This window comes from Lutibacter sp. Hel_I_33_5, assembly GCF_007827455.1.
Classification (GTDB): domain Bacteria; phylum Bacteroidota; class Bacteroidia; order Flavobacteriales; family Flavobacteriaceae; genus Polaribacter.
The window spans coordinates 243963-261191 of the sequence record NZ_VISM01000001.1 but is presented as its reverse complement, the minus strand read 5'-3'; the positions used below and the strand labels follow the sequence as shown (position 1 = coordinate 261191).

Annotated in this window: 18 protein-coding genes; 12 read left to right on the top strand and 6 right to left on the bottom strand. The window is 30.6% G+C overall.

Annotated elements, in window-relative coordinates:
* Window positions 1-123: 123 nt before the first annotated feature.
* On the bottom strand, window positions 124-459 hold the full coding sequence (locus OD91_RS01185; RefSeq protein WP_144894578.1) for a helix-turn-helix domain-containing protein: 336 nt from the start codon (window positions 457-459) through the stop codon (window positions 124-126).
* Window positions 460-801: 342 nt separating this feature from the next.
* Here OD91_RS01185 and OD91_RS01180 point away from each other — a divergent pair, with 342 nt between their 5' ends.
* On the top strand, window positions 802-1320 hold the full coding sequence (locus OD91_RS01180; protein ID WP_144894577.1) for an N-acetyltransferase: 519 nt from the start codon (window positions 802-804) through the stop codon (window positions 1318-1320).
* On the opposite strand, the gene OD91_RS13650 is transcribed toward OD91_RS01180, so the two are convergent.
* From OD91_RS13650 to OD91_RS13640, 3 genes are all read right to left on the bottom strand, one after another.
* Entirely contained in the window at window positions 1317-1898 is a 582-nt protein-coding gene (locus OD91_RS13650; RefSeq protein WP_255513135.1) for an acyl-CoA dehydrogenase, read from the bottom strand. The genes OD91_RS01180 and OD91_RS13650 overlap by 4 nt on opposite strands.
* Window positions 1879-2988 (bottom strand): acyl-CoA dehydrogenase family protein, encoded by a 1110-nt coding sequence (locus OD91_RS13645; protein WP_255513134.1) that lies wholly within the window; start codon window positions 2986-2988, stop codon window positions 1879-1881. The genes OD91_RS13650 and OD91_RS13645 overlap by 20 nt, the downstream gene beginning before the upstream one ends.
* Window positions 2989-3199: 211 nt before the next feature.
* Window positions 3200-3529: a hypothetical protein gene (locus OD91_RS13640; RefSeq protein ID WP_255513133.1), complete on the bottom strand. Its 330-nt coding sequence runs from the start codon at window positions 3527-3529 to the stop codon at window positions 3200-3202.
* A 290-nt stretch (window positions 3530-3819) separates the two neighbouring features.
* Here OD91_RS13640 and OD91_RS01170 point away from each other — a divergent pair, with 290 nt between their 5' ends.
* On the top strand, window positions 3820-4167 hold the full coding sequence (locus OD91_RS01170; RefSeq protein WP_144894576.1) for a hypothetical protein: 348 nt from the start codon (window positions 3820-3822) through the stop codon (window positions 4165-4167).
* 137 nt (window positions 4168-4304) lie between these two features.
* On the opposite strand, the gene OD91_RS01165 is transcribed toward OD91_RS01170, so the two are convergent.
* Both OD91_RS01165 and OD91_RS01160 read right to left on the bottom strand, forming a co-directional pair.
* On the bottom strand, window positions 4305-5180 hold the full coding sequence (locus OD91_RS01165; protein WP_144894575.1) for an alpha/beta fold hydrolase: 876 nt from the start codon (window positions 5178-5180) through the stop codon (window positions 4305-4307).
* A complete protein-coding gene (locus OD91_RS01160) occupies window positions 5173-6408 on the bottom strand; it encodes a T9SS type A sorting domain-containing protein (protein WP_144894574.1) in 1236 nt (411 codons plus the stop codon). The genes OD91_RS01165 and OD91_RS01160 overlap by 8 nt, the downstream gene beginning before the upstream one ends.
* 178 nt (window positions 6409-6586) lie before the next feature.
* Between OD91_RS01160 and priA the strand changes: the two genes are divergently transcribed.
* The 10 genes from priA to argE all read left to right on the top strand — a co-directional run bounded on the left by priA (window position 6587) and on the right by argE (window position 17201).
* Window positions 6587-9034 carry a primosomal protein N' gene (gene priA / locus OD91_RS01155; RefSeq protein WP_186434365.1) on the top strand — a complete coding sequence of 816 codons (2448 nt, stop codon included), beginning with the start codon at window positions 6587-6589 and terminating at the stop codon, window positions 9032-9034.
* Between the two features lie 63 nt (window positions 9035-9097).
* Window positions 9098-10570 (top strand): malate dehydrogenase (quinone), encoded by a 1473-nt coding sequence (gene mqo / locus OD91_RS01150; RefSeq protein ID WP_144894573.1) that lies wholly within the window; start codon window positions 9098-9100, stop codon window positions 10568-10570.
* A 195-nt stretch (window positions 10571-10765) separates the two neighbouring features.
* On the top strand, window positions 10766-11326 hold the full coding sequence (locus OD91_RS01145; RefSeq protein WP_144894572.1) for an RNA polymerase sigma factor: 561 nt from the start codon (window positions 10766-10768) through the stop codon (window positions 11324-11326).
* Window positions 11313-12134, top strand: coding sequence for a hypothetical protein (locus OD91_RS01140; RefSeq protein ID WP_144894571.1), 822 nt, complete (start codon window positions 11313-11315; stop codon window positions 12132-12134). Before OD91_RS01145 ends, OD91_RS01140 begins: the two co-directional genes overlap by 14 nt.
* A gap of 63 nt (window positions 12135-12197) precedes the next feature.
* A complete protein-coding gene (locus tag OD91_RS01135) occupies window positions 12198-13298 on the top strand; it encodes a hypothetical protein (protein ID WP_144894570.1) in 1101 nt (366 codons plus the stop codon).
* A 156-nt stretch (window positions 13299-13454) separates the two neighbouring features.
* Window positions 13455-13796 (top strand): 30S ribosomal protein S6, encoded by a 342-nt coding sequence (rpsF, locus tag OD91_RS01130; RefSeq protein WP_144894569.1) that lies wholly within the window; start codon window positions 13455-13457, stop codon window positions 13794-13796.
* 3 nt (window positions 13797-13799) lie between these two features.
* Complete coding sequence (gene rpsR, locus OD91_RS01125; RefSeq protein WP_144894568.1) at window positions 13800-14096, top strand: 30S ribosomal protein S18; 297 nt, start codon at window positions 13800-13802, stop codon at window positions 14094-14096.
* A 15-nt stretch (window positions 14097-14111) separates the two neighbouring features.
* Window positions 14112-14561, top strand: a complete 450-nt coding sequence (rplI, locus tag OD91_RS01120) for a 50S ribosomal protein L9 (RefSeq protein ID WP_144894567.1) — start codon at window positions 14112-14114, stop codon at window positions 14559-14561.
* A 98-nt stretch (window positions 14562-14659) separates the two neighbouring features.
* Window positions 14660-16045, top strand: coding sequence for a YfcC family protein (locus tag OD91_RS01115; protein WP_144894566.1), 1386 nt, complete (start codon window positions 14660-14662; stop codon window positions 16043-16045).
* A gap of 1 nt (window position 16046) precedes the next feature.
* On the top strand, window positions 16047-17201 hold the full coding sequence (gene argE / locus OD91_RS01110) for an acetylornithine deacetylase (protein ID WP_144894565.1): 1155 nt from the start codon (window positions 16047-16049) through the stop codon (window positions 17199-17201).
* Window positions 17202-17229 lie beyond the last annotated feature (28 nt).

Genomic DNA, 17229 nt, shown 5'->3' with positions numbered 1-17229 from the left:
AAAGCTACCAAAATAGTTAATTTAAATTACTTTAAATACGTGTTTATACTAAAAAAAAATAGTATGCGTAGCTATAATAGGAGGGAAACACAATGTTGATGAAAAGGTTTAAGCTTTTCCGCATTAGTCAGATTTATGCTCAATCACATATTTTCCCCAATCTACAAGAGCATTTAAAACAGGAATTAACGTTTTTCCAAATTCGGTTAAGGAGTATTCTACTTTTAGTGGTGGTTTAGAAGTATACACTTTCCTCTTAATAATTCCATCTTTTTCCAATGTCTTTAACTGTAAACTCAACGTTCGTTCTGTTACTGTTGGCATCGTTTTTCTAAGTTCATTATAACGAAGTATGCTAGACTTTAAATTGTATAAAATTGCAGCCTTCCATTTTCCACCAATAATTCCCATCGTTAATGTTGTGATACAAGGATATTCTTTTTCGTTAAATGCGTACATATTTCTAATTTATTTATACTATCATTTTTGACCGTTATTGCAAAGGTAAGATAATATACTTACTATTGTAACTATATTAAGTATAGTTTATAATTTTAAGATAGAATAACATTATGAGTCCAGTTTTAATTGATAGTATTGGTTACGCAGCATTAGTGATAAATCTTTATTCCATGTCTACCAAAGGCGAATATAAGCTGCGGTTAATTTCACTCATTGCCAATATTGGTTACGTTTTTTATGGTGTATTTATTAATGCTTTTCCCATAATAATAGGGTGTACCATTGCTGTATTTCTCCATGGATATCATTTAAGAAGATTACGAATAAAACAAAATATCAATGATTAAAATAAAAAAAACAACAAAAGCAGATACAGAAGTATTAGCACTTTTAGGAAGACAAACATGGGCAGAATCTCACGGACATTATATAGAGGATAAAAACGAGCTAAAAAAATACCTAGACGAGAATTTTTCAATTTCTAAAACCAATGAGAATATTAACGACCCCAAGCAACTCTTCTATATTATGTATGAAGAAAACTTACCAATTGGGTATGCAAAAATAATAGTGCATGCTACAAACGAACATGTTGCTTCACAAAATAGTTGCAGGTTAGAACGAATTTTTATCCTAAATGATTTTATTCCTTTAAAGGTTGGGCACCAGTTATTAACGTATGTAGAGGAACAAGTAAAAGCATTGCAATTAGATACCCTATGGCTTTCTGTGTATATAAAAAATAAAAGAGCTATTAGATTCTATGAAAAAAATGAGTTCATTAATGTTGGGGAATTAAACTTCTTAGTTGATGGGAAAAAATATAAAAATATTGTATTCTCTAAAAAATTACATTAACTTTTTGCAATAGGAGCCTCCAAACTATGTTCAGGAATTCCAAATCCATCAATTAAAGCAACTAAATAGGGTCTTAATTCTGAGGTTAGCCTTTCTACACGTTTACGTATTGCTTTCGATTTTGTGCCACTTATATAGCCTTGTTCTAAGTACCAAGAAGCATCTTTTTGCAGTTCATGCAACGCATACAAAGTGCTTGTTTTTTTAAATAACAACCTGTTTTTTTTATTTTCAATTGTATTCGTAAAATCTGTAAAGGTGTTATAAGCCAATTCTATAATATAAGCTTTCCCTACAGCCAATAAATGCGTTTGTACTTTTAAAAATGCTTGGTAAGATGGCATTCCTTTTTTTACATAATCTCGAATACGCATGGCAACTGTATAGGTAAGCCTTCTTGTGCGATAATTAAAAGCATGTTTATGGAATTTAGAATTATACAAATGATCTTTATCTACATTGTTTGTATAGGCAGGATTAATTGTATTGAATTTGTCTTCTATTCGAGTTCCTAAAAATTTAAGAACCGCTGTAAAACCAGCGCTATTAAATTCCGATTTAAAATCTGATAAAAACACCCTTTGCAGCCAATTGTAGTAATACATGGTTATCACCTTCAAAGGTTGTAAAAATATCAACATCACCTTTTAAATCCGAAATCTGATTTTCCATTAAATATCCTTTTCCACCACAAGCTTCTCTACATTCTTGTATGGCATCATTTGCAAACCAGGTAATAATAGATTTTAATCCTGCAGCTTGGGTTTCTATTTTACGTTTGTCTAAAATAGAAGGATCACTATACTGTTTCATCATATGTGTAAGGGTTACATCATATACGTAACAACTTGCAATTACTGGAGTTAAACGTAATTGATGTGAAGGATAATCCATTAATAAATCTTCCTGAACCTTTATACTATTATTAAATTGTCTTCTTTTTAATGCATGTTTTACGGCAATGGCTAATGCTTTTTTAGCACCACCAAGTCCTGCACGTGCTACACAAATTCTACCGCCAACCAAAGTACCTAGCATAGTAAAAAAACGTTTGCTTGGGTTCTCTATATCAGAATGATAGCTTCCATCTGGAAGAATATCACCATATTTATTTAATAAATTTTCTCTGGGTACGCGTACTTGATGAAACCAAATTTTACCATTGTCTACACCATTTAACCCTAATTTATAACCATTATCTTCTATTATTACACCTGGCATTAATTTGTGATTCGAATCACGAATAGGTACTAAAATAGCATGAACGCCATGGTTTTTACCATCAACAATTAATTGAGCAAATACAGAGGCCATACTTGAATCTAACGCATTGCCTATATATTCTTTATTATCATTTTTTCCAGGGGTATGAATAATAATATTGTCTGTTTCTTTGTCATAAGTAGCAGTAGTTTTAACGCCTCTTACATTAGATCCATGTCCTGTTTCTGTCATGGCAAAACAACCCAAAAGAGTTGCTTTTCCAGTTGCTGACAAATACGCATCATGATGTTTTTTTGTTCCTAGTTTTTGAATACTTCCTCCAAAAAGACCAAACTGAACGCCAAATTTTACAGCCATACTTCCATCTACATACATCATATTTTCAAAAATAGCTGCATAACCAGTCATGTTTTCAGTACCTCCATAGGCTGCAGGATAGCCCATGGCTCCATATCCTTTTGCTGCCAGAAACTCGATTTGTTTTAATACATGGGCTCAAAACGCTTCTTTTGTTCTTCTTAGTTCCCATTTAAAAATAGGGTCTTTTAATACTTATCTAAAATTATCTATGGTTGTAGCATGTGCTCCTTTTAAGAGGCTATCAATTTCTTTGGGTGTATAATAATTAGAAATAGGCTCTTTTACAACCTCTATTTCAAATAAGTGATTGTAATGATTGGGCTGAGCCTAAATTAACTTCTATGTCTTTTAAATGCTCGTTTAAGGGAAATGCTTCAAAATGATGTGCGACCATTTTCTGACTAAAAGTGGCTAGGGGATAGGTATCACTTTCTATAAGCTTTATATTCGAATTAGAAATTACATTTTTCCAATGCTTTAATTCTTCATTAGCAGGTGGATTCTTTTTATCCAAACACTGTAATAGATAGTGATGCTCTTCTTTGGTCAGAGATGTATCTTGTTCTATGGCTTTTTTTACGACAGAAACTTCAGAATAAGATAATAAATCATCAGACCAAATCACATAAAAAAAAAGGAATGTATTGTAGAATTCCAGAAGAATAGTTAGTTTTTTTCATAAAATGAATTTACAGTAAATTTAGAAACATACAAACTCGATCAATTTTTTAATGCACTCTAAAAGACTCATAAATTGAAGAGGAGGAATACTATTTTTAAAACAAGAAACTTCTGTATGCTAGCGATATTAAATTGAAGTAATTTTAGAAATTATTCTTTACTTTTGAAACTAACAAAAAAGAGATTCCATTACTGGAATACAATATAACCAATCCAAAATACAAGACTAAAACGATGGTGAAAATTAACAGTAATACTGCTTGGACTTGGTTTAAAAAAGCAATGCTATTGGTTCTTTTCTCTTTAATTGTAAACCATATTGTAGCCAGTGATAATTTTCTAGAGAGTAGTACTTATAGATTCCCTTTGGTAGGTTTTTTATTTACGATTGGGCTATTAACGATTGTTGGATTCATCGCCCATTTTAATTTTAAATTTCACAAGAAAAAAAAAGTAGAAGTTACATCTATCGTTCGGTTTATGGCTTCTACTCTTGGCTATATTACCCTTGTATATGTACCCATAAATATTGTTTTAGAATTACTTATAGGAGGTTTTTTTCCGTCTTTGTTGGTTTTATAAAACGCTATTTATTAATCAGTTACGAATTATGTTGTTTAAGACAAATGTCTTTTCTACTGAAATGGAAAAATCTTAAATTTATGATGAAGTTTCTCAACTGTACTCGAATTAGTTTACATCTTTCAATTAACTATTATTTATTTCAAAACCAACTTAACCCATTCATCAGGTTTTTCTAGCATTAAGAAATGTCCGCAGTTTTCCATCCAAATTAATTCGTTATTAGGAATCTCTTCATGTAATAATTCAGCAATTTTTGGAATGGCAATTGGGTCGTTTTTTGCCCAAATAATTTTAGCAGGAATTTGTGTTTCTTTCAGAGCACCAATCCAACGATGCCAATAATAATATCGCTCGTTAATATAATTAGTTAATTGATGGATTACTTTTCGTCCATTATTATGCTCTAAAAGCTCCCACATTTCTTTTAATTCTTCGTTAGTAGCTTTAGATTTATCAAAATAAATATTACGCATATTCTTTCTAAAAATCGGATAATTGGTTAACCTAGCTACGAATTTTCCAGTTATTTTACTCTTTAATAATTTCTGTATGGTACGTAATTTAGAAAGTTCTATATGGGCAGAACCATTGCAAAGAATAAATTTATCAATCTGTAAATTGATTTGCTTTTTATTGTGTCTAGCTAGTATTTCTGTGGCAACGCTTGTTCCGTAATCGTGCGCTAATAAGGTTACTTTTGTCAACCCTAACTGTTTCCACAATTGAAGTGCAAAATCGGCTTGCTCTATTAAAGAATAGGAGTAGTCTAAAGGCTTATCAGAAAAACCGAAACCTAAATGATCATGAATAATTACACGATACCGTTTAGAAAGTGCTGGTAACACTTTAAAATAATCGAAAGAAGATGTTGGGTATCCGTGGAGAACAACCATCGTTTCTTGAGATTTCTCGACTACGCTCGAAATGACATCTTTAGAATCAATTACAAATAGTTTTCTGTTAAAAACCGTAATAAATTCACCTTTAGATTTCCACTCGGTATTATTCACGTAATAATTTTTTAATGTCAGTTCCTTTATTAGTAGTTACTTTTAAGAAATAAATCCCGTTTGAAAACGATTTTGTATCAATAGTAAATCTGTTTAATTCTTTAGTATTCTTATTTTGATATATTGTTTTTCCAAGAATATCATATATCAAAATATTTTGCATATTTTCCGCAGAAAAAGTCAAGCTATTTTTAAATGGATTTTCGCTTTTCATTTTAATTTGAACAAAATCTTCAACTTTCATTAATACTCCAAAAACACCTACCAAAGCTTGATACATTTTCTCCCAGCCCGTACTATCTGCTCTTAACTTCGTTTTTTCTTGTTCTACATGAATAAACCGTCCGGTAGTAGATTGTGCAGACTGATTACAGGGATTATTACTTTGATTTATTAATCTTCCCTGTGTATTGGTAAAACCTACTAAACGATCCCAATTATCTAGATGTGCTGTTTTAAAAGTTAACGTATTGTCTTGAGCAAATAACGCAGTTTTTAATTGTGCAGCATAATCTGTAGTTGGAGTTTGATCTGTTCCGTTACTTAAAATAACATACGGATCATCATCTTTTTTAGCAAAACCATGTAATTGAAAAAAGACGGATTCTGTGATGGTATTATAAATAATTTCTGTTGTTTTTTGCCACATGGTTTCGGCATTATGCGCCATATCAGAAATTTTAAAAGCTTCAGAAGATCCGCCAGTACAAACTGTTGTTGTTCCTGCACAGGTTGATAATGTACTGTGATTACAACGATGAGTTCCATTTAAAAATAATGCTTTATTATTAAGTCTTACAAAACAATAGATTGCTTGTTTACCTGTATTAAAATCGAAATCTGAATGTGGTGCTTGTAAAATTAAATTAGGCCTTGCTGCATTCTTTGCAAAAGCAAAAGTTCCCCAATACTTAGATTGTGGCGATTTTTCTTCTACAACATAAAACACATCATTATTACCAATATCAGTATCTGTATATTCAACAATTTGATAATTCACAGAAGTTGCATTGGTTCTTGCTGTAGCAATATCATTCGATAAAATAGAATTAATCATTGCTGTCCAACTAGTTACTTCATTATCTGTTGGTATACTAAAGTTGTTTCCAGTTTCACCTGGCATTGCTGCAATTTTTGCATGCAAATAATTTTCTAAATTTCCAGAATCAGTTTGAGAAAAAGAGTTAATAGTAAAAAGAAAAAGTAGTGTGAGGGATAATTTTTTCATGTTTTTTAGTTTGGTGTAATACAAACAAATTTAATGAATTTTATGTAGTTTTGAAATTATATAAAAATCGATTAATGTCAGTTCGAGTAAAATTGCTTTTGCAATTTTGTATCGAGAACTTTTTAAAAGTAGACTTCTCGATACTATTTTGAAAATTTCATATACAAAATCACTCGAAGTGAGAGCACACTTTATAGACGTTATATTACCCATTCCGCTTCAGAAGACCTTTACCTATACTGTAACGGAAGAAGAAGCTGGTTTTCTGAAAAAAGGAATGCGTGTTGCTGTTTCGTTTGGAAAGTCTAAGATTTATACCGCAATGGTTTTTAATATCCATCAAGTTGCTCCAACGTTGTATGAAGCAAAAGATATTCATCAAATTTTAGATGATAAACCGATTGTAAATGAGTTACAATTAAAACATTGGCAGTGGATTTCCAACTATTATATGTGTTCTTTGGGAGATGTTTTTAGAGCGTCATTGCCATCCGCTTTTTTATTAGAAAGTGAAACAATTGTATATAAAAACGAAGGTTTTACTGATGAATCAGTTTTAAGCGATCATGAATTTTTAGTTTTTGAAGCTTTGCAACATCAATCACAATTAACAATCCATCAAGTTGCAGATATTTTAGGAACAAAAAAAGTATTGCCAATAATTAATGAGTTGATTAAAAAATCAGCAATAACCATTAAAGAAAAGATTTATGAAGTTTACAAACCAAAACTGGTTAAGTATGTCCGTTTTCATGCTGATTATTCTGATGATAATGCGATAGAAAGTATAGTAAATTCTTTAACAAGAGCAAAAAAACAACGCGAACTTGTATTAGCTTTTTTTCAATTATTAAGTACTAAAAAACCAATAAAAGCAAAAGAGTTACTTGAAAAATCAAATGTTTCTTCAGCCGTATTAAAAACTTTAGTTGATAAAAATATCTTTGAAACCTATCATATTAAAACCGATAGAATTCAATATAAGGGAGACACCAATGAATTGATGCAATTAAATGATTTTCAAGATGCTGCACTCAATCAAATTAAAAAATCATTTAAAGAAAGAGACGTTACATTATTACATGGAATTACTAGTTCTGGGAAAACTGAAATCTATGTAAAATTGATCCATGAAGTTATTGAAAGTGGAAAACAAGTTTTGTTTTTATTACCTGAAATAGCGTTGACTACACAAATAATTACACGCTTACAAAACTATTTTGGAAATCAAGTTTCTGTGTTTCATTCCAAATATTCTATGAATGAAAGAGTAGAAGTATGGAATAATGTTTTAGAAAGTAAACCAAAAGCACAAATCATTTTAGGAGCGCGTTCATCCATCTTTTTACCATTTTCTAGCTTAGGGTTAATTGTGGTAGATGAAGAGCATGAAACGTCTTATAAACAATTTGAGCCTTCACCACGTTATAATGCGAGGGATGCCGCTATAGTTTTATCAAAATTACATAACGCAAAAATATTACTAGGTTCTGCAACTCCGTCTTTAGAAAGTTATTTTAATGCACAGCAAAACAAATATGGTTTTGTGGAATTAAACAGACGTTTTGGAAATGTACAATTGCCAAAAATTGAGCTTATTGACATTAAAGAAAAACATCGTAAAAAATTAATGACGAATCATTTTTCTGATAGAATGATCACCTTAATTACCGAAGCTTTAGAAGAAAAAGAACAGGTTATTTTATTTCAGAATCGTCGTGGATTTTCTCCTGTTGTAGAATGTAAAACTTGCGGAGTTTCTCCACAATGTCCTAATTGTGATGTAAGTTTAACGTATCATAAATATAAAACAGAATTACGCTGTCATTTTTGTAATTATCAACGAGCCATGCCAAATAGTTGTGGTGCTTGCGGAAGTAATACATTAGATACCAAAGGTTTTGGAACCGAACAAATTGAGTTAGAATTAAAAGAGTTGTTTCCAAATCATACCATCGGGAGAATGGATTTAGATACCACACGAGGAAAACATGGATATCAAAAAATAATTGGCGCTTTTGAAGCGCAAGAAATAGATATTTTAGTAGGAACTCAAATGCTTTCTAAAGGATTAGATTTTGGAAATGTTTCTTTAGTTGGAATTTTAAACGCAGATTCTATGCTGAATTTTCCAGATTTTAGAGCTTTTGAACGTGCGTATCAATTAATGGTTCAGGTTTCTGGTAGGGCAGGACGTAGCAAAAAACAAGGGAATGTTGCCATACAAACGTTTAATCCGTATCATCAAATATTGCAACAAGTTTCTACAACAAATTATACAGAAATGTATAAAGAACAGCTGCAAGACAGGTGGCAGTTTCATTATCCGCCATACTATAGATTGATTAAAATTACGTTAAAACATAGAGATTATACTAAAGTTGATAACGGAATTAATTGGTTAGCAAAAGCCTTGCAAAATTCTTTTGGTAAACATGTTTTAGGACCCTCAGCACCTGCAGTTTCTAGAATTAGAAATTTATATATTAAAAATTTAGTGATTAAAATTCCACCAAAACAATCTTTAGCAAAAACCAAAGAACAACTTACTAAAGTTAAAAATACTTTTGAGGCTGTTAAAGATTTTAGACCTATTCGTTTTATTATTGATGTGGATGCTTATTAAGGTAGTTGTTAGTCTTTAGTTATTGGTTTTTAGTTATATTGTGTTATAAAATCATAAAAGAAAATGAAATTAAAAAAAGAATATGATTTAATATGTGTTGGTGGTGGAATTATGAGTGCAACGTTAGCTTTGATTACCAAATTATTAGATTCAAAAGTTGATATTTTAATTTTAGAGCGCTTAGATAAAGTTGCTCAAGAGAGTTCTGCGGCTTGGAATAATGCCGGTACAGGTCATTCTGCTTTATGTGAGTTGAATTATTGTCCTGAAGAAAATGGAAAAGTATCTATAAAAAAAGCAATTGATATTTGTACTCAATTTGAAATTTCTAAACAGTTTTGGTCATATTTAGTTGATAAAAAATTATTAGAAAATCCAGATGAGTTTATAGCATCTGTAAAACATCATAGTTGGGTTTTAGGAAAAGAAAATGCGGATTATTTAGAAAAAAGATTTAAATCATTTCAAGAACATTTTATGTTCGATTCTATCGAATTTACAAGAGAAATTGATACAATGAAAGATTGGTTTCCTTTAATTATGAATGATAGAAATGAAAGTGAAATCATGGCCGCTTCTAGAATTGATAGAGGAACAGAAGTAAATTATGGTTCATTAACTGAAAAACTATTTCACATTTTAGAAACTGAATTTAATACACCAGTTCATTGTAATATGGAAGTGTTAGATATTGATCCTGATACAGATATTGCTTGGACAGTAGAAGCAAAGAATTTAAAAACAAAAGAGAAGTGTCAAATTGATGCAGAGCACGTTTTTATAGGTGCTGGTGGTGGAAGTTTGTTATTATTACAAAAAGTAGAAATTGATGAAAAAGAAGGTTATGGAGGTTTTCCTGTTAGTGGAGAATGGTTGGTTTGTAAAAATGAAGAAATTATAAAACAATATAACGCTAAAGTTTATAGTAAGGCTGGAATTGGAGATCCGCCAATGTCTACACCACATTTAGATACGCGTTATATAGATGGTAAAAAACAATTAATGTTCGGGCCATTTGCAGGTTTCAGTCCTAAATTTTTAAAAGAAGGTTCAAATTTCGATTTATTTAAATCCATTCAGTTTGATAATATCCCTTCAATGTTTGGCGCTTTTTGGCATAATTTACCGCTCACAAAATACTTGATAGAGCAAGTTTTGATGAGTAAAGAGGATAGAATGGATTCTTTACGCAAGTTTGTGAAAAAGGCTAAAGATGAAGATTGGGAAGTTGTAAAAGCGGGTCAACGAGTTCAAATTATTAAAAAAGATGAATTTGAGGGTGGAAAACTTCAATTTGGTACAGAAGTAATATCTAGTAAAGATGGAAGTATTACTTGTTTGCTTGGAGCTTCTCCAGGTGCTTCTACAGCAACTTCAATTATGTTAGAAGTCATAGAAAAAGCTTTTCCTGAGTTGATAAACTCTAAAAAAGGTAAAGAGAAACTTAAAGAAATGATTCCTTTTTATAATGCTGAAATTACTAAAAAGTTGTTTTATAAAGAGTTGAAGAAGAGTAAGGTTTCATTAAAATTATAATAAATAAAATTATATCCTAATAATGAAAATATGATTTACAGAAACGTATTGATTATAATTCATTTTTTTAACTAATAACTAACTTCTAAAAACCAATAACTAAAAAAGTTTAGAAAACTTTTTTAATCCAAGCAACCTTTTTCTAAAATCTGTAGTCTATATATTTGTAAGACAGTAAAAACCAATTAATCCGGATTGAAAATTATACGATTACATAACCAACAAGCTACGCTTATTAAAAAAGCAAGCCAGCAAAACAGAGAAGCTCAACAGCAATTGTTTGAGCAGTATTCTCCTAAAATGTTGGGTGTATGTAGACAGTATGTTAAAGATATGCATCATGCAGAAGATTTGATGTTACAAGGGTTTTTAAAGGTTTTTACGAATGTGCAAAAGTTTAAAAGTGAAGGAAGTTTTGAAGGTTGGATTAGACGAATAATGGTAAACACATGTTTAAGTTATTTACGAAAAAAGAATCCAGTTCAATTATCAGATGAAGACTATGTTTTTAACGATTCTGCTACAGAAAGTTTAGAAAATACGTCGGTTGAAGATATTCAAAAACTAATAGATAAACTTCCAGAAGGCTATAAGTTGGTGTTTAATTTATATGCTATTGAAGGTTTTAAACATGCAGAGATTGCAGAAAAATTACAAATTTCTGAAAGCACCTCTAAATCGCAATTATTTAAAGCACGTAAATGGTTGCAAACAAATTATATTAAAATGAATTCAATACATAATGCAGACAAATAAGATAGACATACAAATTGCTGAAAAACTAAAAAACAGAACATTGCAGCCGTCAGACTCTGCTTGGGAACGTTTAAGTAGTCAGTTAGATGCACAGCAAACTAAAAAGAAACCGAATTGGTTTTTGTATTTAGGATATGCAGCAAGTATAGCTTTATTGATTAGTGTTGGGTTTTACTTTTTTAATGGAAATGATAAGATAAATCCAGTAAAAGAAATAATTGTAGCATCACCAATAGATACTTTGCAATTTGATAATTCAGTTTTAAAACAAATAACACCTGTTGAAGAAGCAATTGTAGATGTTAAAAATAAAAAAGAAATATCAACTCGAGCGCAGTCAAAAGGTATTAAAGATGAAAATTCAATATCTAAAAATAATATTTCTATTTCAAAAGAAAATAAAAGAGGAGCAACTAAGAAGGACAAAACAGTAATTGCAAGTATTGACAATAGTAATTCATCAGAAGTTATTAATAAAAGTGTCATTGCGAGTGTAAAGATGCAATCTGTAAAAAAAGAAACTTCAACATCAAGTATAAAAATTAATAGTGACGATTTATTGTTTGCCGTTACCCATACCGAAGAAGAAGTAAAAACCTATTATGCTAAATATAATGTTAATAGAGATGATGTATTAAAAACGATTAAAAGTGAGCTCAAAAAATCGAATTTAAGCATTGATCCTAATACCATTTTAGCAGAAGTAGAACGTGATATTGATGAAGATGTATTTAAAAATAATTTTATGTCGACATTAAAATCAAAAATATCAGGAATTGCCTCTGCAATTGCTAGTAGAAATAATTAATTATCACCTAGAGCGTAGTCGAAAGGTTTATCAAAAAATAAAGAATCATTAAAATTTAATAAAATGAAAAGAATACTATTAATATTAGTGTTGTTAACTACAACTATGGCTTTTTCTCAAGAAAAAATCTTCGAAAAAGAAGTTCAGAAAATATCAAAGAAAATTGATGAAATCACTAAAGAAGAAAAAGATTCGTTAAAGATAAAAGTGAATCAAATCAATCTAAGATTAGAAAACAAAGAAATAACACAAACAGTTGCCACTCAACTTAAAAAAACTGCAGCAGCATATCATGCAAAAAACATTGAGAATAGAGTAGGAGCGCAAGAAAAACTATTACAGCAACTTGTGCAAGATAAAACGAATGGTAAAATAGCAAGTACAAAAGAAGATGACTATGATGATAATAATACTTTTACAATAGGTAATAAAACATTTAGATTCTCATTAAATAAAGAAAGAGCTGAAAAACGTATATCTGATAGAAAGAAAAAGTGGGAAAAGAAAGGTAAACGTGGTAAAGCTTCAACTTCTCAATTTGTGTTTGCCATGGGGGTAAATAATGTATTGATTGATGATGATTTTGGGTCGCTTGACGTTTCTAACTATAAATTTTGGAAATCTCGTTTTTATGAAATAGGATGGACTTGGAAAACAAGATTTAATAGAAGACCATCGGCTTCTTATTTGAAATATGGAGTTTCATTTCTTTGGAATAATTTAAGAGCAGAGAATAATCAATATCATGTTGTTAATGGAAACACTACAGGTTTACAAGTGCATCCAGAAAATTTAACAGAGAGTAGATTACGTCATGCCCAGGTTATTTTTCCAGTACATTTTGAGTGGGATTTTTCTAAAAACGGTAGTTATTCTGATGGTACACCTAGAAATAGAACTAATAAATCTGTCCGTTTTGGTTTAGGAGCTTTCTTTGGTTTTAAACTAGGAACAAGACAGTATATAGAATACTTAGATGCAAATAATGTTAGAGTAGAGCAAGTAGAAAAAAATGATTTTAATACTAAAACTGTTAACTATGGATTAAGTACTTATTTAGGTTATAGAGATTGTTCTTTTTATGTAAAATATGATTTAAATACATTATTTAATAATAGTAATACACGTAACATTTCTTTAGGATTGCGTCTAGATTTGGATTAACATACTTGTATATTCTTGTAAAGCCAACCCTGTGTTGGCTTTTTTTGTTTTATCAACTAGCTAGTTTTAGTGATATATTTTTAAGAATATACTCACTAATAAAGATAAAAAGTTATTATATTTGCACCCTTAAAAATAATATTTAAATACTTAATTATGAATCATTACGAAACTGTTTTCATTTTGAATCCCGTTTTATCTGACACTCAGATAAAGGAAACAGTACAAAAGTTTGAGGACTATTTGGTTTCTAAAGGTGCCGAAATGATTTCAAAAGAGGATTGGGGCTTAAAGAAATTAGCTTATCCAATTCAAAAGAAAAAAAGTGGTTTTTATCACTTATTAGAGTACAAAGTTGCTGGAGAAGAAATCTCTGCGTTTGAATTAGAATTTAGAAGAGATGATAGCGTTATGCGTTACCTTTCTGTAAGACTAGACAAACATGCAGCAGCGTGGGCTAAAAAAAGAACAGAACGTGTTAAATCTGCAAAAAAGTAAGAAATGGCATCAATAGAACAACAAGCAAAAGGCGGAAAGCAAGGAGAAGTTAGATATCTAACTCCACTTGACATTGACACTAAAAAAGAAGCAAAATATTGTCGTTTCAAGAAGAACGGCATGAAATACATCGATTATAAAGATGCAGACTTCTTAATGTATTTAGTAAACGAACAAGGTAAAATTTTACCAAGACGTTTAACAGGAACTTCATTAAAATATCAACGTAAAGTAGCGCAAGCTATTAAAAGAGCGCGTCATTTAGCGTTAATGCCTTACGTTGGAGATTTGTTAAAATAATAAAGAGGTAGAATCATGGAATTGATATTAAAACAAGACGTAGAAAACTTAGGTTTTAAGGACGATTTAGTAACTGTTAAGAATGGTTATGGTCGTAATTACCTAATACCTCAAGGACAAGCAATTTTAGCGACAAAGTCAGCTAAAAAAGTATTAGCAGAAAATGTAAAGCAACGTGCTTTTAAAGAAGCTAAAGTAATAGATGATGCTAATAAATTAGCAGAAGCTATAAAAGGTTACGAAATTAAGATTGCATCTAAAGTTGGATCAGGAGACAAATTATTTGGTTCTGTAAACAACATTAATGTAGCTGATGCTTTAACAAAAGCTGGAACAGAGATAGATAAGAAATTTATCAAAGTTATTGGTGGAACTGTTAAAAGATTAGGTAAATATAACGCTTCTGTACGTTTACATAGAGAAGTTGTTGCAGATATCGTATTTGAAGTAGTTGCTGAAAAGTAAAAACTTAAAAATACTATAATATAGGTAAAAAGCTTGTTCATATGAACAAGCTTTTTTTATTTTAGCCAAATTAGTAGCACTTTCACTACTATCACTATATGCTAAAAACCAAACTATTTTCTAAAATACCACATGCACTCACTATATTATTTATCATTATAGTTGCAGTTGCTGCTTTAACGCATATAATACCAGCAGGTGAGTTTGAAAGAATAGTAGTTGATGGAAGAAGTAGAGTTGTTCCAAATTCTTACCATACTATTACTAGTACTCCAATTTCATTTTTTGACATGTTTAAAGCAATTCCGTTAGGATTTGAAGCAGCTGTTAAAATCATTTTTATCGTATTAGCAGGCGGAATCATGTTTGGAGTTATGGAAAAAACAAAGACTATAGAAAATTTAGTAGGAACTTTAGTACGAACAATGGGGAATGAGAAAAAATACTTGATTGTGTTTTTAATGACCTTTTTCTACGGTTTCTTAGGAGTTTTTGTTGGTTATGAGCATAATATTGCCATGGTACCTATAGCTGCAGTATTAAGTATTGCAATAGGAGGAGATTTAATTTTAGCTGCCGGAATATCAGTTGGAGCTATAACTATTGGTTTTGGATTATCACCTATCAACCCTTATACAGTAGGTGTTGGGCATAAAATTGCAGAACTACCATTATTTTCTGGAGCGCCATTAAGAACTGCATTATGTTTTTTTGGGTTATTACTATTATCATTATACAATATTAGATATTTAAAAAGAATCACTAAAAACAAAGAAAAATCATTAGGAAAAGATTTAGATGAAAGCGGTATAAAATTATCGAAACCAATTTCTGACTATACAGTTTCTGCTCAAAATTATGCAGTTCTTGCTGTGTTTGTTCTTGGCTTAGGAATTATCTTATATGGAGTTTTTAATTTTAAATGGTACTTTACAGAACTTTCAGCGGTTTTTTTAATGATTGCAATTGCTTGTGGTCTAGTTGTAAGAATGAATCCAACACTATTTAGTGAAACCGTATTAAATTCAATAGCAAAAGCTGCACCAGGAGCTTTTATGGTTGGATTTGCAACTACGATAAAAGTATTGATGGATATGGGGAATGTTAGTGATACTATTTCTTTTGAAATGGCCAATGTATTACAAGGTTTACCTCAAAACTTAGCAGCTATAGGAATGTCTATATCGCAAAGTATTATTAACTTTTTTATTCCTTCTGGTAGCGGACAAGCATTGGCTACTTTACCCGTAATGATTCCTTTAGGAGAAGTTTTAGGAGTAACTAGACAAACAACCATTTTAGCCTTTCAAATAGGTGATGGAGTAGTTAATTTAATCAATCCAACATTAGGTGGGTTAATTGCTATGCTTAGTATGTGTAGAGTTCCATTAGATAAATGGTTTAAATTTATTTTGCCCGTTGTAATTGCTATTCTTTTAGTTTCTTGGATAGTTTTAATCTTTGCAACCTATTCAAATTATTAAAATGACAGTAAAAGAAATCTTAACTAAATTGGTGAGTTTTGATGTGTTAAGCACACAAAATAATTTAGAATTAGTAGATTGGATAAGTACATATATCAAGTCTTTCGGAATTGATGTTGTTTATATTTATAATGAACAAAAAACACAAGCATCATTACACTGTAGAATTGGACCAGCAATAGATGGAGGCGTAATTTTATCAGGTCATACAGATGTTGTACCTGTGAAAGGACAGCCTTGGAAAACGAATCCGTTTGAATTAGTAGAAATTGATGATAAGCTCTACGGACGTGGAGCCTGTGATATGAAAGGTTATTTAGCTTGCTTTTTATCTGTATTACCAAAAATGGTGAATTCTGCATTAAAAAAGCCAATATACTTTGCTATTTCTTATGATGAAGAAATTGGATGTTTAAGTGCTCCAGAGCTTGCAGAACATATAAATACATATTATTCTGAAAAACCAAAATATGCAATTATTGGAGAACCTTCTTTGTTGCAACCTGTTGTTGGTCAAAAAGGAATTTTATATGTACAAACTGAAGTTAATGGAAGTCAAGGACACAGCAGTAGAATAGAGAAGGAGGTTAGTGCAATTCATGAAAGTTCTCGATTAATTCTTTGGTTAGAAAATAAAATGAAAGAATTGTCTTCTTCTACTCAAAATGAAAAGTTTCTACCACCGTATTCTACCTTACATGTTGGTAAATTTAATGGTGGAATTGCAACAAACGTAGTTGCTGCTAATGCTTCTTTTGAATGGGATATTCGCTCTATACCTGAAGATAAAATTGAAGACATCCTTTCTGATTATAGTGCTTATTGTAGCACCTTAGAAAAGGAAAAACAACAATTATTTCCAGATTTTAAAATTACAAATACGCCTTTACATCCACCAGTTATTGGACTGTTAACAGATGAAGACTCTTCAATTATTGAATTTATCAATAAAGTTAAAGTTACCGACACGGAAAAACTAGGCTATGTAGCGTATGCTACAGAAGCTGGACAATTCTCAGAAGCTGGTTTTGAGAGTATTATTTGTGGACCTGGATCAATAGAGCAAGCACATAGAGCAAATGAATTTGTTTCTATAGAACAATTAAATCTATGTGTGAAAATGATTGAGAATATTGTTGAAGAATTAAGTTTGTAAACTTATTTTTGCGGAATGAAATGAGCGT